This is a genomic window from Nostoc sp., assembly GCF_036917755.1.
In the GTDB taxonomy this organism is placed as follows: Bacteria; Cyanobacteriota; Cyanobacteriia; order Cyanobacteriales; family Nostocaceae; genus Nostoc.
The window spans coordinates 26071-47814 of sequence record NZ_JBALFC010000009.1; the positions used below are offsets into that span (position 1 = coordinate 26071).

The 21744-nt window shown below is 41.1% G+C and carries 15 protein-coding genes; 10 read left to right on the forward strand and 5 right to left on the reverse strand.

Annotated features, from left to right (window positions below; genetic code table 11):
• Window positions 1-253: 253 nt before the first annotated feature.
• The gene (locus V7L05_RS02410) at window positions 254-1267 is read right to left on the reverse strand and encodes a glycosyltransferase family 2 protein (RefSeq protein ID WP_335161459.1); all 1014 of its coding nucleotides are present in this window, start codon (window positions 1265-1267) and stop codon (window positions 254-256) included.
• 14 nt (window positions 1268-1281) lie between these two features.
• Window positions 1282-1986: a C40 family peptidase gene (locus tag V7L05_RS02415; RefSeq protein WP_335161461.1), complete on the reverse strand. Its 705-nt coding sequence runs from the start codon at window positions 1984-1986 to the stop codon at window positions 1282-1284.
• A 9-nt stretch (window positions 1987-1995) separates the two neighbouring features.
• Between V7L05_RS02415 and V7L05_RS02420 the strand changes: the two genes are divergently transcribed.
• Window positions 1996-2928, forward strand: coding sequence for a serine hydrolase (locus V7L05_RS02420; RefSeq protein ID WP_335161464.1), 933 nt, complete (start codon window positions 1996-1998; stop codon window positions 2926-2928).
• On the opposite strand, the gene V7L05_RS02425 is transcribed toward V7L05_RS02420, so the two are convergent.
• On the reverse strand, window positions 2895-3086 hold the full coding sequence (locus V7L05_RS02425; RefSeq protein ID WP_335161466.1) for a hypothetical protein: 192 nt from the start codon (window positions 3084-3086) through the stop codon (window positions 2895-2897). The genes V7L05_RS02420 and V7L05_RS02425 overlap by 34 nt on opposite strands.
• Window positions 3087-3769: 683 nt before the next feature.
• Between V7L05_RS02425 and V7L05_RS02430 the strand changes: the two genes are divergently transcribed.
• Window positions 3770-6955 carry a beta strand repeat-containing protein gene (locus tag V7L05_RS02430; protein ID WP_335161468.1) on the forward strand — a complete coding sequence of 1062 codons (3186 nt, stop codon included), beginning with the start codon at window positions 3770-3772 and terminating at the stop codon, window positions 6953-6955.
• A gap of 266 nt (window positions 6956-7221) precedes the next feature.
• A complete protein-coding gene (locus V7L05_RS02435) occupies window positions 7222-8001 on the forward strand; it encodes an MBL fold metallo-hydrolase (RefSeq protein WP_335161470.1) in 780 nt (259 codons plus the stop codon).
• Between the two features lie 177 nt (window positions 8002-8178).
• On the opposite strand, the gene V7L05_RS02440 is transcribed toward V7L05_RS02435, so the two are convergent.
• The gene (locus V7L05_RS02440; protein ID WP_335161472.1) at window positions 8179-9186 is read right to left on the reverse strand and encodes a mechanosensitive ion channel family protein; all 1008 of its coding nucleotides are present in this window, start codon (window positions 9184-9186) and stop codon (window positions 8179-8181) included.
• Window positions 9187-9294: 108 nt separating this feature from the next.
• Here V7L05_RS02440 and V7L05_RS02445 point away from each other — a divergent pair, with 108 nt between their 5' ends.
• The 7 genes from V7L05_RS02445 (at window position 9295) to gshA (ending at window position 21482) form a co-directional block, all read left to right on the forward strand.
• On the forward strand, window positions 9295-10212 hold the full coding sequence (locus V7L05_RS02445; RefSeq protein WP_335161474.1) for a histone deacetylase family protein: 918 nt from the start codon (window positions 9295-9297) through the stop codon (window positions 10210-10212).
• Window positions 10213-10325: 113 nt separating this feature from the next.
• Window positions 10326-14804 carry a translation initiation factor IF-2 N-terminal domain-containing protein gene (locus V7L05_RS02450; protein WP_335161476.1) on the forward strand — a complete coding sequence of 1493 codons (4479 nt, stop codon included), beginning with the start codon at window positions 10326-10328 and terminating at the stop codon, window positions 14802-14804.
• A 157-nt stretch (window positions 14805-14961) separates the two neighbouring features.
• Entirely contained in the window at window positions 14962-15264 is a 303-nt protein-coding gene (locus tag V7L05_RS02455) for a hypothetical protein (protein WP_335161478.1), read from the forward strand.
• Window positions 15213-16958: a hypothetical protein gene (locus V7L05_RS02460; RefSeq protein WP_335161480.1), complete on the forward strand. Its 1746-nt coding sequence runs from the start codon at window positions 15213-15215 to the stop codon at window positions 16956-16958. The genes V7L05_RS02455 and V7L05_RS02460 overlap by 52 nt, the downstream gene beginning before the upstream one ends.
• 36 nt (window positions 16959-16994) lie before the next feature.
• Window positions 16995-18344 (forward strand): DEAD/DEAH box helicase, encoded by a 1350-nt coding sequence (locus tag V7L05_RS02465; RefSeq protein WP_335161482.1) that lies wholly within the window; start codon window positions 16995-16997, stop codon window positions 18342-18344.
• Entirely contained in the window at window positions 18322-20154 is a 1833-nt protein-coding gene (locus V7L05_RS02470; RefSeq protein WP_335161484.1) for a hypothetical protein, read from the forward strand. Before V7L05_RS02465 ends, V7L05_RS02470 begins: the two co-directional genes overlap by 23 nt.
• Before the next feature lie 188 nt (window positions 20155-20342).
• On the forward strand, window positions 20343-21482 hold the full coding sequence (gene gshA / locus V7L05_RS02475) for a glutamate--cysteine ligase (protein ID WP_335161486.1): 1140 nt from the start codon (window positions 20343-20345) through the stop codon (window positions 21480-21482).
• Here the strand turns inward: gshA and V7L05_RS02480 are convergent.
• On the reverse strand, window positions 21471-21617 hold the full coding sequence (locus V7L05_RS02480) for a hypothetical protein (RefSeq protein ID WP_335161488.1): 147 nt from the start codon (window positions 21615-21617) through the stop codon (window positions 21471-21473). The two genes, gshA and V7L05_RS02480, sit on opposite strands and share 12 nt — an antisense overlap.
• Window positions 21618-21744: the final 127 nt, after the last annotated feature.

Consider the following 21744-nt stretch of genomic DNA (forward strand, 5'->3'; position numbering starts at 1 on the left):
AATCGCAAAGGACGCAAAGGACGCAAAGGACACAAAGAAAGAAAGAAAGAAAGAAAGAAAGAAAGAAAGAAGTTAAAAGGGTTTGGCGCAGCCTCACAAAGAAATGGTATTAGGAGTTAGGAGTCAAGAGTAAACCAATATTTACTCTTGACTGTTTACTCATGCCCCATGCCCCATGCCCCATGCCCCATGCCCCATGCCCAATGCCCAATGCCCCATGCCCCATGCCCAATGCCCAATGCCCATTGTTACTTTACTTAACCCTTTTTGCTACCACCTCTCGCACGCGATAGATAGGCCGTCCTTGGGATTCATGGTATGTACGCATGAGCAATTCTGCTAAAAGACCGAAGCAAAACAACTGTACTCCAGTGACTAGCAGAAGAACTGCTAAAATCAGCAAAGGGCGATTGCCAATCATTTCACCTAAAGCCAATTTGACGAAAGTTAAGTAAATTCCGATCGCTGTCCCTGAAACCATTGAAATCAAGCCTAACAGCCCAAAAACGTGCATCGGGCGGGTGAGGAATTTTTTCATAAACAGAATGGTTAACAAATCCATCAACACCCGGAATGTCCGCCAAATCCCATATTTACTGCTACCAAAGCGACGGGCGTGATGACGCACGGGCATTTCGGTAATTCTAGCTCCTTCAATGTATGCCAGGGCAGGTAAAAATCGGTGTAATTCTCCGTAGAGATTCATATCTGCCAACAGTTCTGCACGATAGGCTTTCAGCGAACAGCCATAGTCATGAATATTCACGCTAGTGGTATGGCGAATTAGCCAATTGGCAATTTTGGAAGGTAGTAACCGATTTACGGCACCATCTTGGCGTTTTTGCCGCCAACCACTCACCAAATCGTAACCCTCGTCCAGCTTTGCTAATAACATGGGGATATCAGCCGGATCATTCTGGAGGTCAGCATCTAAAGTAACGATCGCTTTACCGACTGCATAATAAAATCCAGCAGCCATCGCCGCAGTTTGTCCGTAGTTGCGACGCAAAATCACCGCCTTTAAATCAGTGCGGATTTGCGCCTGTGCTTTGAGAAATTCCCCAGAACCATCTGTAGAACCATCATCCACACAAATGATTTCATAATTTATCTGACTTGAGGATAAAATAGATGCGATCGCTTCTAGTAAAAGTGGCAAACTTTCCACCTCGTTATGTATCGGCACCACCACCGAAACATCTGGGACAATTACGGAAATCACCCCATTTTCCTCAATTACCCCTTGATAAACCTTCCCACTCCTCATAAGCCTCAGCGTCCTCAGCGTCTCTGTGGTTCGTAACCCTTGATAACTCTACCAGCACCTCGCAGCTGCTGATAGTACGACTGACTAACCGCATCTCCCTGTTCCGAGAGAATATCAATCCCAATCCCATCGCGTCCCTGTTCTTTCCCAGAACTATGGATGTAATAACCATCCGCCAAATAAAGTCCGACATGGGTGGCTTTTTGGTTAGTTCCAAAAAATACTAGATCCCCGGCTACTAATTCTGCAATAGTAATTGGTTGAGTGAATCCTTCCTGTTGATAGGCATCTCTGGGTAGCCAAATACCCACCGAAGCAAACGCCGCCTGCATCAACCCAGAACAGTCATAATTTGGCCCAACTGTACCGCCCCAAAGGTAATAATTTGATTGTTGCATCGCTTTTTGGGTAAAGGCAATAACCTCTGCTAGGAGTTTTTTAATCTCAGATTCAGAAAATGTTGCAGCCTGATAAGGTACAGTAGCAAATTGTAATGAATCAAAATCTGAAAGGGATAGCCATCCCGGATAGTCATCTTCACACAAATACACCTCAACCACTGAATTTTGATGATTTGATGTTACCCATAAATGTCGCCCAGATGCGGCTTGAGTTGCTAAACGTGTACATTCAGGAGAATCATATAAATTCAGGTCAGCTAAACATTGATACTCCCGTGATTGGGGATTTGGGATTTGGGATTTTAGATTAAAGGACATTATTAGAGAATGATTTTTTTTAATAAAGACGAACAACTCGAAAATCTTGGTAATGGCATTTTAGATGCAACTTGGGCAAAATTTCCGACCTTAGCCCGTAATCAAATTGCCCTGACTTGGGTTGTTTACGATCCACCAGTGCGAGTAAATACTGGTGGTGCGCTGACTCCCAAGGCTTTTTGGGATCACCCAGTTCGTGGTTTCACTTATCGCGGTGTGGAGCGGATTTATCCCGCCAGTGTAGTCAAACTATTTTATCTGGTGGCGGTCAACGAATGGCTAGAAAAAGGCATGAGTCAAACTTCCAAGGAGTTGGAGCGAGCCTTGCGAGATATGATTGTAGATTCCAGCAATGATGCTACTAGCTTGATTGTGGATATCCTGAGTGGTACCACATCAGGGGCAGAATTACCAATCGGGCCTTTTGAAACCTGGAAATATCAGCGTAATATTGTTAACCGCTATTACCAAACTTTAGGTTGGGAAGAAATGGAGACGATTAACGTCTGTCAAAAAACTTGGGGTGATGGGCCATACGGACGGGAGCGGGCGTTTGTGGGCGAGTTACTGGAAAATCGCAATATGCTGACAACAAATGCGATCGCTAGGTTACTGCATAGTATTGTAGGTGGAGTGGCGGTTTCAAGTGCGCGATCGCAAGCAATGATGGCTTTGCTCAAACGCAATCTCAACGATTTACCTACTGATACCGAAGAAAATCAGGTAACAGGTTTTTTAGGTGGTGGACTGACTGAAAATGCTCAAATTTGGTCAAAGGCAGGTTGGACAAGTCAAGTTCGCCATGATGCTGCGTATATTGAGATACCAAATCAGCGCCCTTATCTCTTAGTGGTATTTACTGAAGGTAAAGCCCAGGCTAAGAGTCAGGCAATTTTACCCTTTGTTTCTCAGCTAGTTGCTTCGGCGATCGCTAGTCTATGATCTACTGCGATCGCACCGCCAGAATACCTATTTCTTCCTTTGCGGTTCGTTAAACAAGTAAGTTTTACGGAGTTCAACCACTCATTAATGACTCCCGGTTCGCCCATTTTAAATTGAGTTATAGCGGTTCTCGCTTGAGTGAGATACAAGAACCCCACCCCCAACCCCCTCCCCGCTCTTCGAGAGGGGAATATGATGTACCTAATATGATTAGGAAACGCTATAGAAAAAAGATGAACCATTTAATAGGGGTTCCAGCCTGTAATACAAATGTACTCTAGTCTCAATTTGCGCGATCGCATATTTGATTACCATTGTTTGCCTAGCTTGCCGCCGTAGGCATTGCTCTCCTACCCCCGCTTAAACGATTACGAATATGAAGACTATGCAAAGATTTTTTGAAAAGATAGACATCTAAGTAAATATTTGATATTTCCTTATTGCTGGATTATTTTGATGTTTCCTATTTTCCAGATAGAAATTCAAGGGCGATGCCTACGGCGGCAAGCTACGCCGACAACGAATGCATAAAGATTTCCTGTTTTATGCTGTCTCAAGTGTTTCCTATTTTGAAAGTAGCTAGTAAGACTTATGCGTTGACAAACCAACTAAATTTTGTACAGTGCTTAAGACTTAGATAGTCCTCAATACTGGGATAAGTAATGTTTGCAAGCGAATTAAAGAGGAAATCTTTAATGAACAATTTGCGACTCATCTAAAGAGTGAATAAAGTATTCCGAAAACTTCAACTTTTGGCACATTATTTGTGCCATCAAACAGCACTAACTCGATTATTGACAACTACAGTTACTCCAAAAATCGATTCAGGTAGGAAAAACTTATGGCAATTATCATTGGAACCAACGGTAACGATACCCTACAGGGCGCTTCCGATTACTACGATAACTTCGACACCCTAACTGGTGGCGGTGGCAACGATATAATATTTTTTGACGGCGACTCAAACTACATTAATACGATCACCGATTTCGGTGGAGTAGGTAAAGGAACAAACCCAACAGCAGCAGTCATTGCCGAAGTGGATACCCTAAGTTTCCAGAACTATAGTGGCTTCACTGCCCAAAACTTGCTCCTCACCCAGAATGACACAAGTTTGGAAATCAGCTTTCAAGGGTTTGGTGATTACAAATTCATCCTGGAAAACTTTGCCCTGGAAAACCTGGATAACCTCAGCAAATCCACTGGAGCCACCGTAGATTTGGGCAATATTCTGTTTTATGGGCAAACTAGCATCACCGACAGTTTTGATGTCTTCAATGCTAACTCCACCCAAAGCACTGTGTTTAGAAAAAACACAGTTACATTCTTAAACGAACTCGACAACAATGTTAGTGGCTTTGACAATTCAAATGATGTCATCAATGGTCAGGGAGGTAATGACATTATTGAAGGTTTAAGTGGCAATGACATATTGAGGGGTGGTGCGGGCAATAATACCCTCAACGGTGGTGTTGGTAACGATACTTTGTATGCTGACTCCCCCTCAAGCAATAATCTGCTTAATGGTGGCGATGGCAATGATTTTTTCTCCACCTCTGGCGCAGACTACTACAACACCTACATACCAGACTACGACGATCGCTCTTTAGGCAACAATACCCTCAACGGTGGTGCTGGTGATGATACTTTAAATGCTAGCGGTTCATTAGGCGATAACCTCTTAGATGGGGGCGATGGCAATGATTCTGTCTCCATCTCTGGGTATGTATATAGTTGGGAGTACTCATCGTCTAACTCTCGCTCAGATGGCGATAACACCCTCAACGGTGGTGCTGGTGATGATATCTTGAGTGCTAGTGGTTCATCAGGTGATAACCTGCTTTTTGGAGGCGATGGCAATGATTTTCTAGACATCTCTGGCTTTGTTGACCAATATGGTGATTCCTACTTCAGCTCTCGCTCATCTGGCAATAACTTCCTCTCTGGGGGCGATGGCAATGATACTCTAACAGCGTCTGGTGCCACTGGTAATAACACCCTCAATGGTGGTAATGGCGATGATAGCCTCACAGGCGGTGGTGGTAAGGATAGCCTCACAGGCGGCGGTGGTAAGGATAAATTTGTTTACAAAGGCTTAAGCAACGACACGACTAATAGTGGCACAATCACCGACACTATTAATACTGGCACTCATACGATCGCCGATTTTACTGGAGTAGGTACAGGAAGAAATCCCACAGCAGCAGTCATAGCCGAAGTGGATACTCTGATATTCCAGGACAATAGTGGCTTCACAGCCAAGAATTTGCTTCTCACCCAGAATGGCACAAGTTTGGAAATCAGCTTTCAAGGGTATGGTAATACCAGATTCATCCTGGAAAACTTTGCCCTGGAAAACCTGGATAACCTCACCAAATCCACTGGAGCCACCGTAGATTTGGGCAATATTCTGTTTTATGGGCAAACTACCATCACCGACAGCTTTGATGTCTTCGATGCCAACTCCACCCAAAGCACTGTGTTTAGAAAAAACACAGTCACCTTCCTAAACGACCTATCCAACAATGTTAGTGGATTTGATAATTCAAATGATGTCATCAATGGTCAAGGGGGTGATGACATTATTGAAGGCTTAAGTGGTAATGACATTTTGAGGGGTGGGGATGGCAATAATACTCTCAACGGTGGCGATGGCAATGATACTCTCAATGGTGGCACCGGCAATAACACCCTCAATGGTGGGAATGGCGATGATTCGTTAAATTTCTACTCCCTATCTACGTTGGTGACTCAAACAGTAGATGGGGGAACAGGTAACGACACCTTGTCTTTCAGTTATAGCAGTGCTACCACGGGAATTACTTCGACTTTCAATCCTACTAATAACATTGGAGTAATTTCTACGACGGCGGACACAACAGTGTTTAGCTACAAGAATATCGAACAATTAAATATCACAGGTACAGACTACGATGATTATCTTGTGGGAAGCAATGGTAATGATACGCTCCGCTCAGGCAATGGTAACGATACAATAGATGGCGGCGCTGGTGAAGATTTCTTGGATATTAGTCTTTCAACAGGGGATAACCTTCTCAATGGAGGCAATGGCAATGATTCTTTACAGGCCTTGAGTTACATTTACGACGAATTGGGAAATTCTGTTGAGAATAGCGTATCTGGTGATAACACCCTTAACGGTGGTGTTGGTAACGATACATTGAATGTTGACGGTTCAACAGGCAATAATCTATTAGATGGGGGCGATGGTAATGATTCCCTGATAGCCTCTGGTGCCACTGGTAATAATCTATTAGATGGGGGCGATGGTAATGATTTTCTCTCTGCCCTCTCTGCCTATTCCTCCTTAGGTAATAACACCCTCAACGGTGGTGTTGGTGACGATACATTGAATGTTTACGGTTCAATTGCCAGCATAAACATATTAGATGGGGGCGATGGTAATGATTCCCTGATAGCCGATAATGACAGTGGTAATAATCTATTAGATGGGGGTGATGGTAATGATTTTCTCTTTGCCCTTTATACCTCAGGTCATAACACCCTCAACGGTGGTGTTGGTGACGATACATTGGATGTTAACAAGGGTTCAAGGGCCAACATATTAGATGGGGGTGATGGTAATGATTCCCTGATAGCCTCTGATGCCAATGGTAATAACACCCTCAAAGGTGGCAATGGTAATGATACCCTCAAAGGTGGCAACGGTAATGATTGGCTCTATGGAGAAGGTGGTACTGATACCTTTGTTTTCAATAGTTTCAATGAAGGTCTCGATCTGATAGGTGACTTCGGTGCCATTAATGAACTAATTCAGGTGTCAGCTGCTGGTTTTGGTGGCGGTTTATCAGCAGGTGTACTTAAGACAAGTCAGTTTACACTTGGAGAATCTGCAACCACTAGCACCCAGCGATTTATTTATAATTCCACTACAGGTGCATTGTTCTTTGACCAGGATGGTAGTGCAAGCGCATTTACTCAGGTACAATTTGCAGGATTATCTGCTGGGTTGTCATTAAGCAACAACAATTTTGTGGTTGTTTAAGGGTAATTCCCTGGCTGTCTAATTGGTATAGAAAGCAGTTGACACTCTCAGGTCTAAAGACACGCTCGATTCTTTAATCAACGAGCTAACTTGGCTTTTGCAGGATTACTCCAACCGAAGTAGAGGCTAATTTTCCTAAAGCTTAAAATTTTAACTGATTGACAAAAGGCACTTTATATTAATCTCTCACCGATGGTTCCAAAGCTGTGGTAACTCTAGTCGTATACGCTTGATAATGAAGGTAGGCGTTATCTTCACATAAGTTTATGTTCTTAACTTGGTTAGACAGCAATAGTTGGTTACTGGAAATCGGCGGGAAACGAATATTAATTGACCCTTGGCTAGTTGGTTCGTTAATTTTCAGCAATTTGGATTGGTTGTTTAAAGGTTCGCGATCGCAAAATCGCCCAATACCAGATAATATTGATTTGCTCCTGCTGTCTCAGGGTTTAGAAGACCATACTCACCCACCAACGCTCAAGCTGCTGGATCACAGCATCAAAGTTGTAGCTTCTCCCAATGCTGCCAAGGTAGTACAGCAGTTAGGTTACACCCAGGTAACAGTATTGGCTCATGGTGAAACTTTCACTTTAAATAATCAAGTTGAAATTAAAGCTTTCCCCGGCTCTCCAATTGGCCCCACTTTAGTGGAAAATAGTTATCTCCTCAAAGAATTGGAGAGTGGTTTAACCGTATACTACGAGCCTCACGGGTATCATTCCCCAAAAGTTAAGCAAGCTGGACCAGTTGATGTGGTGATTACACCGTTTGTTGACTTAACCCTGCCTTTGGTTGGGCCTTTTATCAAAGGAGGAAATAGCGCTTTGGAAGTGGTAAGGTGGTTAAAACCTCAAGTAATACTACCTACAGCTGCCGGAGGAGATGTGGTGTTTGAAGGATTGATCACCAAATTCCTTGAGAGTAAAGGAAGTGCTGAAGAATTTCGTTCGTTACTTGAGAAAAACAATCTTTCAACGCAGGTACTTGAGCCGAAACCAGGCGATCGCTTTGAACTACGATTAGAAAAACGAGCATTAGCAATCTAAGTTAGCTCACATCTTGCACATAGCCCTGGCGATTAGAAATCGCACGCCAGTTGCTCATGGGGGAAACCCCCAAGACCGCACTGGCTTGGCTATACAAACGAAGTCCACCTCCGTGGACTAAGAGAAAAATCAAGGGTTTTGTCTGTATAGCCGCGACTTCCAGTCGCCGGGGCTTTATCAATTATCTTGCATATACACTTCTCTAATCGGAAAAGGAATTTGAATTCCTGCTTGCTGATAGCGTTTGTGTAATTTTTTGACAAATAGATGTTTACCAATACGCTGATCAAAGTATTCACTGACGCGCATATAAAGCGTAAAATCTATACTAAAATCATTAAAAGTATGAAATCTGATATATGGTTCACTTTCTTTTAATTCCGGTGCAATTTCTTGCATGACCTCTTTGGCTACTTCTACAGTCACTTTTTCAACTTCTTCCAAATCGCTATCATAACTTACACCCACATCGATTGTTAAAGTAATTTCCTTTGCTGGTAAATGATAGTTTGTGAAAATTGCAGAAGACAACTTAGAATTGGGAACAACGACTACATTATTTGAAATTTCTTTAATTGTCGTATTGCGCCAAGTAATATCTATGACATATCCCTCATGCCCAGCATCTAATTTCAGATAGTCTCCGGTTCTAACTTGCTTAGAAATAATTAAGTAAAAACCCGAAAACAAATTTGCAAGTGTGTCTTGGAGTGCCAAACCAACTGCTAAACCACCAATACCTAAAGTTGTGATTATCGGCGTAATTTCAACACCTACCGTTTGCAATATGATTAATGTTCCCAAAACTAAAACAGTAATCTTAGCAAGGTTAGAAATTAGTGATGTGGGAACTCCTTCGGCTCTGCGAATAAATAAATTAACAAAACCGGCAGTCAATTTGGCTAAGACTAACGTCACTGAATACAGCAATGCCATCATCAGAATTTTTTGCAGTACGATCGCAATATCTGGTTTGAGGGGAGAACTCAGAATTGCCCAAAAAAAACCGCCAATGACAAACCAAATAAATGTCATGCGATGCAGGGAATAAAATATAATATCACCCCCGGCAATTCGTTTATTATTAACGAATGTTTCCAGTTTTTTGAAGATAACTTTTTCACCAATTATTCCAGCCAGGAAGCCAGCTAGAATAAACGCAATCGGCGGAATCCATTCCATCATATCAATTTTAAATTTGGAATTTTAGATTTAGGAGAGCAGCATTTTTGCTGTGATTATGGCTAAATTTTAGCTTGTTAATTATCAGATTGCTTGAGATTTTCTTTCCTTATGGACTTGCCAATTATTTACCACCCAGATTACATTGCTCCCCTACCTGAAGGGCATCGCTTCCCGATGTCTAAGTTCCGACAACTCTACGAATTGCTGTTAGCTGATGGTGTGGCTAATCAAGAACAATTTCACACCCCGGAACGTCCACCGCCAGAATTGATAGAGTTAGTCCACACTCCAAGCTATGTTCAAGCTTATTGTGAAGGAACCCTAGATGCCAAAGCACAGCGACGCATTGGTTTGCCTTGGAGTCCAGCATTAGCGAATCGTACTTGTGTAGCGGTAGGTGGTACAATACTTACTGCTAAACTGGCACTAAGTCAGGGTTTAGCCTGTAATACAGCTGGTGGAACTCATCATGCCTTTCCTAGTTATGGGTCTGGTTTTTGTATTTTCAACGATTTAGCGATCGCCTGTCGCGTTTTACAAAAACTTGGACTTGTCCAAAAAATCCTAATTGTGGATTTGGATGTTCATCAAGGAGACGGCACCGCTTTTATCTTCCAGGATGACGACAGTGTTTTTACTTTCTCCATGCATTGCGAAGTCAATTTCCCCGGTACTAAACAAAACAGCGATTTGGATGTTGCTTTGCCAGTGGGAATGGAGGATGACGCTTATTTACAAACTTTAGCGAATTACCTAGCAGATTTATTATCTAAAGTCAAGCCAGATTTAGTATTTTATGATGCTGGTGTTGACCCTCATATAGGCGATCGCTTGGGAAAATTAGCTTTAACTGATGCTGGCATTTTTCGCCGGGAAATGCAGGTTTTGAGTACTTGTATGAGTAGCGGTTATCCTGTCGCTTGCGTCATTGGCGGCGGTTATGCTGATGATATGAAATCTTTAGTTTGGCGGCATTCTCTGCTGCATCGCGCCGCTAGTGACGTTTATCAGCAGTACAAACTTTGATGCAATATGACTTCTTGCAAAAATCCTGATTTGGAACCACAGATGAATTATCTGTTTCATCTGTAATTTGATTTTCCGAAATAGCAAAACTTTGTCGGCAAAGGCAACATTGGATGAACAACGGCAAACTCAGAATCTACGAACTAGCAAAAGAATTGAATTTGGATAGCAAGAAGCTATTAGTAATTTGCGAAAAACTGAAAATTGCAGTTAAAAGTCATACCAGTACAATCTCAGAATCCGATGCAGAACGCATTCGTGTAGCGGTAAATAAACTAACAGCAAAATCCTCTAAAATTAAGACAAGCTCTGAAGATTGGGGCTATATGTTTATCTCTTCAGCAATTGATAGTTTTATCCGTCATCTTGAAGGCAAAACTGCCCTAGAAGCATATCCCGAATTTCGGGAGCGCCGCGATCGCGCCAATGAGTTAATGTTGGAATGTGTCGGGAAAAAGCCTTCTCTATTTTATGTGCGTCGCAAAGGTGCGGGGAAAGAAGCAAGAGAAGAAATTTGGGATTTAACAATCGCAACAGACAGCGATGATTTTCAGTTACCCGCAAGACTTGATAAGCTCAGAAAAACATTAGGATTTAGAGCGGCTGTACAAAAAGATGGACGCGGTGGTTTAAAAATACTGTCGGCTCAGTTGTTACAACCCTCACGGGGACACGCTGATAGTTATGCTGTTCCTTGTCGCTTACGTTTGCTACCTAATCATCAGCATCATCTCGATATTCCGCCAACGACATTGAAACGCATCGCCGCCGCGCCAGTTTGTGGCGACCATGTGCCTACAGAAGATCAGCTTAAAGCTTGGAAAGCGTTTTTGCAAATTGAAGAAAAAATCGCTAAAGCGCGTCAATTTTGCGTGCGTTATGTAAGTCATAACTATAACTTCAAAAGACGGATTAGTTTTGAAATTGATGTAGCCTCAGCCACCCTTGACGGCTTTTATCAAAATTCCCTCGACGTAGAAAACTTTTGGGAACGAGCAAGACGCACAAAAAACGAAGATTTGAAGCTTTTTGAAACTGCTCCCGTCGGCAAAAATTGGATTACCGGTCGTCAATTAGGGACTGTTGAAGATGTTGACCCCAACCGTTGTATTATCAGCCTGAGATTAGAACGCGACTTAGCTGAATATATGGCAGCAGAGCGTTATCAATTACCAGCTACCGGATTCTTATGTTTCGAGGCAGTTGGTGATATTCAGCAGATTCAGCGCAAGAAAAAAGCTTTAGATGATTTGAATAATGGTTACACCCAAAACCCCTACTTGGGTAATTTTTTATTCGATGCTTCTCAGGCTAGACAAATCAAAACAACTATCGAACTTCAATCAGAAGATTTATTATTATCTTCTGCTAATCCTGGTCAGAAAGCAGCAGTAGAAAAAGTACTTGCCGCCAAGGATCTTGTTCTGATCCAAGGGCCACCGGGTACTGGTAAAACTACCGTAATTGCGGAGATTTGCTATCAAATTGCGCTTCGCGGTGGCCGCACTCTAATTGCATCTCAAGCCAATTTAGCAGTAGATAACGCCCTAAGTCGATTAGTCCACAACCCAGTGATTCGGGCTGTACGCAAGGGGAGAGCCGAGAAAGTTGGAGAGGAGGGACAGCCATTTTTAGAAGATCAAGTGATTGGCAGATGGCTAGAAAATACAGCAAATGACTGCGGAAACAATATTACGAAACGGCTCGAAAATATCCAAATTTTCAGTCAATTACTCGCATCATCATCAAGATTTACAGCCTACTTTCAAGCCGAAGAAGAATTCAATCACCAACAAAGTAAATTCCATAAAAGTAAGGTAAAACTAGAGGGAAACTTTAAAGCGCAAGAAAAATATTACGACGAAACTGTAGGAAAACAGAATGAAGTTGAATCTTTAATTGCAGGTCTAGAAAACATTCTAAATCCTGCACAAAATCTCAACTGGGAAGCTCCAGAAGTTACAGATTTTTTGCCACTTCTTAAGCCCTACACAGAAGGTAACAGTTTAATAGAAAAATTTTTAGTAAACGTTCGTCAAGCCATCAAATATACTGATGAACTTGGATTTGTCCGTCCGGCGATTGGTGCTTTTGGTTTAGCGGTTTGGTTACGTGAAACTATAGCAACAGAAATTTCTGAATTTAAAACCGCTTTTACTTATGCTCAAAATGCAAGTGAAGCAATCTTAGAAGTTGCAGCATCAGTGGAAGTTGTTAAACAAAATTTCGCCTCGTTAAATCAGCTACAACCAGATTATCAGCAATATCTTACCAAACTGCAAAACCTACAGCAAACAATCCAGATATGGGAAAACCGCAAACGAGAAATAGATTATATTATCTCAGCAGTTAAGGAATGGAAATCTACAGCACCTTCTCATCTGTATCAAACTTTGAAAGATTGTCAGCAATCCGGTTTACCACTAACAGATAATTTAGTAGATTTACCACTAGGTTTGTTGATGTTTGCCAATACATTAAAATTAACAATTGTACCAAAGATATATAAAATTAACCTACCAGAATGGGAAGTATTAGCAAAGGCGATCGCTTATGAAATAGACGGAGGTTTTACTGATAGGCGGGGGAAACAGCATAATTTTAGCTATTTTTTACAACAAAATTTTAGTCAGATTCCAATGGTGCTATCAAAGAGCGATCGCACGCAATGGCAAGAAACCTATCAACAGTTTAACAATTATCAGCTACTCAACCCCAAACAGCGAAAATTACTAGTTGAGAATACCCAGGTTTTTTTAATTAGAATGCAACGAACTTATGGTGCATCATGGGAATGGAATAACATCGACTCTACTCTCACCCAGATTACACAAGAATTACTAGATACTATCCTTGCAAATGCACGTCAATGCGTTTTAAAGGTTAAAACGGAAACTGAACAACAGCTTCAGCATCTGCAACGACTATTAAATGATCTTCAGAAAAATGAAATCAGCCAACAGCAAATATCTATTACTCAAGCTGAGGTAGAAAAAGCAGAACAAGACGCTAATTTGCAACTGGGACGAGTTATTAATATCTTACAAGAACTTAACCAACAGCCAAATATACCTGCTCAATTACGCATTATAAGTGAAAAATATCTCGCAACACAATCGAATATTTGGGAGCAGCCCCAAGAATTCTTAAAGCAAGTGAATCATTGGGAAACTTGCATCACTCAACTTGAAACCTTAATTTCATCATTAGAACCTTTTGCTGTGTTGGGGATAATTAAAAATTCTCTACAGGAGCATTTATTAAAACTAAAACAAGAAACTGAAATTTCCTTACAGGAGCTTCAGAAATTACAAATTAATCTCCGCGAAATAGAACAGAAATCACAACCACAGCCATCACAAAACTTAATAGTAGAAAGAACTTGGTGGTTGACGGAATGGCAAACAATACCGGATAAATTTAAACCAGAAAATTTTGCTGCTGACTTATTTAATATAGAGTTATTGCGCGGTCTTCATATTCAGTTTGAATTTTGGCAAAAGCAACTCGAAAAAGAAGAAAATTATCTCAATAAATATCAGAATTTCGTTCAAGATTGGATAGGAAAATTAAGAAATCCAACTGAAGGCGACCGCGATGATTTAAGACACATTTATTTAGATAATGCCAACGTCGTCGGTATCACCTGTGTTCAAGCTGCAAATAGAGGTTTTTCGGAAGAATTCAAATCTTTTGATGTCGTCATCATTGATGAAGTTAGTAAGTGTACTCCACCAGAGTTACTAATCCCAGCATTGAAAGGCAAAAAGTTAGTGATGGTAGGCGATCATCGGCAATTACCACCTATGCTTGATACTAGCACTTTAGAAGAAGTTGCTCAAACAATTGGTAATACAAGAGAAGAACTACAATTCTTAGAAGAATCACTATTTAAAAGTCAGTTTGAATCTGCTGATGAAAGCATCAAACAAATGCTAACTACACAATATCGAATGCACCCATTTATTATGGGTGCAATCAATCAGTTTTATGATGGTAAACTAGAATCTGGTATTTTGGAGCCAGATATAAAACGCGCACATCATCTAGCAGGCGAAATTATCCAAGAATCTCAGCATCTTATCTGGGTAAAAACGCCTATCGAAAATCAGTTTTTAGAGCAAAGAAATGGAACTTCTTACTTTAATACTCCAGAAATTGATGCGATAGAACGTCTGTGTCAGCAGTTCGATAATATTTGGGCTTCTAAAGTTGCTAATGGTGAACCAAAAAAAGAAATTGCCGTAATTACATTTTATGGCGCTCAATTAAGGAAAATTGATGAGCGCCTGCAATCTGAACTTTTCCCTTCGCTAGAAATTCGTACTGGTACAGTAGACCGATTTCAAGGTATGGAAAGACCTGTTGTAATCGTTAGTATGGTTCGCAACAATAGTAAAGGAGATGTGGGATTTGCTAAGAAACCAGAACGGGTAAATGTTGCATTTTCTCGCGCTCAAGAACTACTGATAATTGTGGGTTGTCATAATTTATTTACTCATCAATCAGGTAAGGTCGGAAGTATGTATTCGGAAGTTTCAAATATTGTCAGTCTTCATGGAGGTTTCGTTGATGTTTCTCGAATCATTTGAAAAGTGGTTTTGTTGTTAATTAAAGGCTTAGGTGAGAAACAGCAAATATAAAAAGATGAGAAAAAAATAATTTTTAAGCTCCTATAAAGAAGTTACAATTAACAAACTGCCCTCCAAAACTGATTATTTCTCATTTAGAAACAGACTGGAGACTTTTATGACCCCAGCAGCGATCGCTACACCCACAAAAGAATCACCCCTTTTGTTTGAAGGACTGACTTGGAGAGAATTCAAAGCAGTTGAGCAGTTATTAGACCGTCCAGGATATCGCCTGTCTTTTCTGGATGGTGTTTTGGAGATCCGAAGAATGCCTGGAGAACCCCACGAAACTGTTAAAAAGAGAATTGCCGCATTGTTAGAACTTTACCTGCTCATGGCAGGGTTTGACTTTACTCCAAAATCCGGGCTGTGCGAAAGGGAAACGCCGAAAGAGTTGGGGTACAAGGACAGCCATTTCTAGAAGATCGAGTGATTGGCACATGGTTAGAAAATACTGCTACTGACTGCGAAAAAAATCTTGCCCAACGCCTCGATAATGTAAGAGTTTTACAGCAATTGTTGGCAGCATCACAACGATTCACAACATACCTGAAAGTAGAAGAGGTATTTAAGGGAGAGCAGAATTTATTACAGACACGTAAAGCAAATTTAGAGTCAGCTTGTACGACCCAAAAAAATGAATACAATCAAGCTACATCTCAACTGGGTGAGGTCGAATCTCTGAAAACTGCTTTGGAGGAGTTGCTGAATCAAGCACCTTCAATAGATTGGCAAGATCCAGCACTTCTTAATTTGTGGGCTGGTCTGAACAAATACACATCTACAGACGCTTCCTTGCGAAACTTTGCTGCAAATCTTCAGTTAGCAATTAATTTGGCTTCTGAACTTGGTATGGTTAAACCAAATCACGGCTTATTTGGTTTAGCTGGTTGGTTGCAGAACACTGTAGCTTCTTGGATTACTGAAGTTCGCACAGCATTAGCCTACGCTAGTAATATAGCTATAGCAATGACCGAAGCGGAGTTAGCTGCACAAAGTTACACACAAAATTCAGAATTTCTTGCTCGCCTAAAATCAAATCACCAACAATTGCTTGCAAACCAGCAAAGTTTGCACCAAAGAATTAGGAATTTACATAACCGTGAATCTGAGGTCAGTTTAGCAATCAATGACCTTGATATATGGCTATCTACAGCTAATTTAGATATTGTAAATGTATTGATACAGTGCTTACAAAATCGTCAAGACTTTACAGTTGACTTAATCTCATTACCTTCAAGATTACGAAGCATGACGATCGCAGATCAATATCTACCCTGGCAACAAAGTCTTGATCGGTGTCGGGTAAAAGTTAATAAGTTAATTCAGAAATACCATGAACGGGATAGCGTATGGAGTCGGATTATTGAGATAAACAATTTACTCGTGCGGGGGCGAAATCTACTAGGTAATCACTCAATCAATAAAGCTGCTATTTCCCAAGTCAGCTTTAGTAAAGCGCTAGATCCTATGGAATCCCTTATAAACCTGAAGCAACTAGCACAACATAGCATTGATAACATTGAGAAACCACTAGGGGTCTGGGGTCGGATTATTGAATGGGTGCTTGCGGTTGCTCTCAAGCAGAAAAGTTTGGATTTTATAGCTCAAAAGTTACGTCCATATAGCCGCCGTTATGGTGCGGCGGTAACTCTTAAGGCTATTAAAAGACAAGCCCAGATTATACGTCAAAGAGTTCAACCTGTTGAGAGTGAATCGGCTATCTCTCAAATTACCGCAGAACTGGTCAACGGCATAGTTACGAGTGCGCGTAGATGGCTAAAGCAACTACAGACTGAAACAGAAAATGAGCAAAACAAGCTTGAGGTTCAATTAAATGAAGAGATGAGGTTGGCGGTTAATGAGCAGCAAAAAATATCTGCTAATCAAGAGCAGCTAGAAACTTCTTGTAGTGGGGCTGACTTAAAACTTAAAAGAGCGATCGCACTCTTACAAGAACTTTTCCCCTTCCCATACTTACCCAGTGAATTAAGGCTTTTAGTGCAACAATACCTCGATAATCCTTCAAATATTCTGACTGAGACACCACGATTTACAGCAAAAATACGCCACTGGGTAAATTGTACAAAACAACTTGATACTTTGATTTCTTGAATCGATCCTTTTGCTACACTTTCTACTAGCAAAGACTTGCTCATAGTTCGCATTACTAGCTTGCAGAAAACAACAGAAACCTACAAAAGCCAATTTATAGAAACTCAAAGTCAAATAGAGAAAATTGTTGAGCATTTACGGCAGCAATTAGAATATATATCAACTGAGCGAACTTGGTGGCAGTCAATTTGGGAAGCAATTCCTGGTAAATTCAAGCCTGAAGTTGATTCGACAGACTTGTTTAATTTGGACTTTTTACGCACTATCAAGGCAAAGTTTGAATATTGGCAACAGCAACTCCAAACTGAAGAATTTTATCTTAATCGATATCAGCACTTTGTTCAAGATTGGATAGGAAAATTAAGACAGCCAACGGAAAGCGGTCGCAACGATTTAAGGCGGATTTATCTAAATAATGCCAACGTCGTTGGTATCACCTGTGTTCAAGCTGCAAATAGAAGTTTTTCTGAAGAATTCAAATACTTTGATGTTGTCATTATTGATGAAGTTAGTAAATGTACTCCTCCAGAGTTATTAATCCCTGCCTTAAAAGGTAAAAAGTTAATCATGGTTGGCGACCATCGACAATTACCACCCATGCTTGACACGAAGACTTTAGAGGAAGTTTCTCAAGAGATTGGCAGCACAAATACAGAATTACAATTATTGCAAGAATCACTCTTTAAAATTCAGTTTGAAAGTGCTAAGGATAGCATCAAACAAATGTTAAATATTCAATATCGAATGCACCCCATAATTATGGGAGCAATCAATCAGTTTTATGATGGTAAACTAGAATGTGGTATTTTGGAGCCGGATATAAAACGCGCACATAATTTAGCAGGCGAAATCATCAAAGAATCTCACCATCTTATTTGGGTAAAAACGCCTGGAGGTAATGAGTTTCAAGAAGAAACGACAGGAACTTCATTTTTTAATATTCCAGAAATTAATGCGATTGAATATCTATGTAAGCAATTTGAGAGTACTTGGGCTTCTAGAGTTGCTAATGGTGAACCAAAAAAAGAAATAGCCGTGATTACTTTTTATGGCGCTCAACTCAGAAAAATTGATGAACGCCTGCAATCTAAAGATTTCCCCTCGCTGCAAATCACCACTGGTACTGTAGACCAATTTCAAGGTATGGAACGACCTGTTGTAATTGTGAGTATGGTTCGCAATAATAGTAGAGGAGATGTGGGATTTGCCAAGAAACCAGAACGAGTTAACGTTGCTTTTTCCCGCGCTCAAGAACTACTAGTAATTGTGGGTTGTCATTCGCTATTTACTCAGCAGCGTGGACAAGTCGGGAGTATGTACTCCAATGTTTCAAACATCGTGCGTCTACATGGAGGTTTCGTTGATGTTTCTCGCCTCTTCTCTTAAACCGATTGATGACAATCTCAAAAAACTGGTAGACGAAATAGAAGCACAAAGTCCTAGCTTATCAGTTTTAGCAGCGCGTCAATTCCGCTATAGTTTGCGTCAAACTCCTGTAGAAATAAATATCAAGGAACCGCGCCAGTTTAACGTACTCGAAGAATTTATCATCCGCGCTGCTATTGAATTTCAACCTCCGCCAACAGAAGATGAATTAGCGTCTGTACTTGGGCTTGATTCTATATTTATTAAAACTACTACTACAACTCTTCGTTCCTTACAAACTCTATCACCAACATCGCCACTAACAGTTACTCCTGAAGGTCGCTCATTTTATGAGAAAGGGTCTGTACCACAGCCGCCATATCCTATACAGCTTAATGCTATTACAGACCCTTTAAGCGACAAAATCACCTTTCAATCTGAACCCTTAAATGAGACTGTGATAAATTTGCCAGATTTGGAAGATTTTATAACTATTGATAATACAATTGCTGATATTGCTTCCTTACCGCTTGAGGAAATACAAAAAAGTATTCAAGCTTCAGGTTTAGCGCTTCATCTGCCAGAAGAGGGAAAAATTATCACTTCCTATAAGGTAATAGCTTCGACTGAAAAAATTTGGAAAAAGATATCGCTTTTCATTATCTTCGATGCACTTGAAGATAAATTGAATATTCAAATAAGAAATGGAAAGCAAATTTTAGAGTCAGCATCAAATTGGTTAGAAGTGCTACACGCTGAAAGGAAAATATCTTTGCAAGCATTATGTAAATTGTCAACCGAAACCATCAATTTTGAACGTGAAGCCATTCTCAAGCAAAAAAATACTGAAATAGAAGCTAGACTCGAAAATCTTCGCAAAAAGGCGCTAGAAAATGCTACAAAAGCTGATAAAAAACTAGATAATTCTACGGTGGTAGGTGAAGCTATACAGTTACGCGATGGACAAATTAGCCAAGCTTTTTCAGAAGTTTTAAATTCGGCTAAACGTCAGATTCTAATCTATTCTCCTTGGGTGAATCAGGCAGTTGTAAATGAAAAATTTATAACTCTGTTACAGAAATTAGCTAATCGCGGAGTTTGGATTTTAATTGGACATGGAATTTCGCGGCGAGAAGAAGATGAAGATAAACCAATTCCACCAGAAGTAGAGAAAAAACTTCGAGCGATAAAAACCCCTGATGGTTTACCATCTGTACAGGTTTTTTGGTTGGGAGATTCCCATGTTAAAGAAGTAATAGTTGATCAGGAAATCCATCTTTGTGGATCTCATAACTGGTTATCCTATCGCGGCGACTATCTACCACGAGGCGAGTCAGTTTATAAAGTTACAATTTTGCATCAAGTTCAGGAAGCTTATGAATTTCTCGCTAATCGCTTCCAAAATCACGCTCAAAAATTATGGCGAAATGCTCTAGAAAATCACGATTATAAACTAGCTGTAGAGTCTTTATGTGTGTGGGGTGCGCTAGGTATGGAGGATATTGCACTCAAAGAGATACAGCAAAACAATTGGCTGGAACTTCTGCCTGTGTGGTTGAATGTAGCACTTCAGGGGTTAAAGTCCAAGAATATACAAGCTGATTCAGCAAGTTTTAAAACGGCACTTTTGTTGCTGAGTCAAGTTTCTATTGAAGAGGCTTTTGTTGAGTCATTACAGCAGGGATGGCGTAAAGTTATCCGCGCGATCGCAATTAACAATCCTCAAACTGCTTTAAACTTACTTAGTGATGATGTATGGGTGCAGTTTTTACGTCTCAATATTGCCCAAGAGAGTGATTCACCCAATGATTTTATTCTGTCCCGTGAATAACACATATTAGGATATTTTTCATACTTCAATAGTAATGATTTTTCGGAAGACAGCCCAGAAATCTGTTGTCCTGATTTCGCGTGAGTTGGCAATTAAATGATTCTTAACCTTTGATTGACTTAAAGATAGATACAGAAATTCGTCTTATTCGATACAATTTATAGGCAGAGAGAGCCGAGGAGAACAAGGTGGTTTTATTAAAAGGCTTTGAGATAGAGATATACACTGGCACGCCTCAAGGTGAAATCGTCGGTCTCTCCGACAAAATTGTTGCAGATTTGGATGGGTTTATGCGGGAGCCAGATAGCCGCAACGTCGAATACATAACCCAACCATCCCCTAATTACGATAATTTATTGTGTGCCTTGCTGCGTCCCCGGCGAGAGTTGCGAAACTACCTCGATCGCTTGGGCAATTATACCCTGATACCGGGGAGTACTCTTTCTTTGGGTGGTGGCGATCGCTTTCTGCGTTCCGATCCAGCAAACTCTTATCATGACTACATTGAGAACACCTACGGGACGAAAGTAGTCACCGCCAGCGTACATATCAATGTCGGCATCAGCGACCCAGAAGTATTAATGCGGGCGTGTCGGGTGATTCGTATGGAAGCACCTCTATTTCTCGCCCTCAGCGCCTCATCTCCCTTCCTGGATGGCAAAGCTACTGGCTATCACTCCACCCGTTGGGGACTCTTTCCGCAAACGCCTAGTCATGTACCGTTATTTGCCAGCCACGCCGATCATATTCAGTGGGTGGAAGATCAACTGGCTGCTGGAACAATGCAAAATATACGACATTTATGGGCATCAGTGCGACCAAATGGCGATCGCCGCCCCTACGACTTGAATCGCCTAGAATTGCGAATATGCGATTTAGTCACAGATCCCATTGCCTTGCTAGCGATTAGTGCCTTATTAGAAGCGCGTTTGTTGCAAATAATCGAAAATCCCAGCATTGATCCGTTAACCCAAAGTACCTTCTCTGCTGAAGAACTTGTCACTCTGACTGCTGACAACGAAGCTGCTGCTGCTGTTAGTAGTCTTGATGCTAAATTGAGGCATTGGCAAGATGGCAGAAGTATCCTAGCGAGAGATTGGATTTCCCAAATGTACCAAGATGTTTGGGCGATCGCTAAACAACAAGGCTTTAGCTGTTTCCTTTCCCCTTTGCAAAAAATCCTCCGCGAAGGCAATGAAGCTCAACAGTGGTTGCAATTACACGCAGTCGGTTTTGACAGCCAGCGCGTCATCACTCAGGCTATTGTCGCCACCCAAGAGCGCGAAATCGAACTCGAAGACAAATTGTGTTCGTCTCTACTGGCTTAACTGAAGACGCAGGCGCATTGGACATTGGGCATTGGGCATTGGGCATTGGGCATTGGGCATGGGTATTGGGCATGGGTTATTCCCCTTATCTCCCTCATCCTCCTCATCCTCCACTCCCCACTCCCCACTCCCCACTCCCCACTCTTTCTACATAAAACTTAATATTTCGTGATTTTAACCAAATATCCTCTCAGGTATTCCTCTGGGAGGATTTGTGCTTCGTTTTAAAAATCTAATGGATAGAGGACGCTTGATTATTATT

Coding starts and splice junctions, on each gene's coding strand:
- V7L05_RS02445 (WP_335161474.1), top strand. CDS start 9,295: ATGGACTTGCCAATTATTTACCACCCAGATTACATTGCTCCCCTACCT.
- V7L05_RS02450 (WP_335161476.1), top strand. CDS start 10,326: ATGAACAACGGCAAACTCAGAATCTACGAACTAGCAAAAGAATTGAAT.
- V7L05_RS02430 (WP_335161468.1), top strand. CDS start 3,770: ATGGCAATTATCATTGGAACCAACGGTAACGATACCCTACAGGGCGCT.
- V7L05_RS02470 (WP_335161484.1), top strand. CDS start 18,322: ATGTTTCTCGCCTCTTCTCTTAAACCGATTGATGACAATCTCAAAAAA.
- V7L05_RS02415 (WP_335161461.1), bottom strand. CDS start 1,986: ATGTCCTTTAATCTAAAATCCCAAATCCCAAATCCCCAATCACGGGAG.
- V7L05_RS02410 (WP_335161459.1), bottom strand. CDS start 1,267: ATGAGGAGTGGGAAGGTTTATCAAGGGGTAATTGAGGAAAATGGGGTG.
- V7L05_RS02455 (WP_335161478.1), top strand. CDS start 14,962: ATGACCCCAGCAGCGATCGCTACACCCACAAAAGAATCACCCCTTTTG.
- V7L05_RS02420 (WP_335161464.1), top strand. CDS start 1,996: ATGATTTTTTTTAATAAAGACGAACAACTCGAAAATCTTGGTAATGGC.
- V7L05_RS02435 (WP_335161470.1), top strand. CDS start 7,222: ATGTTCTTAACTTGGTTAGACAGCAATAGTTGGTTACTGGAAATCGGC.
- V7L05_RS02440 (WP_335161472.1), bottom strand. CDS start 9,186: ATGATGGAATGGATTCCGCCGATTGCGTTTATTCTAGCTGGCTTCCTG.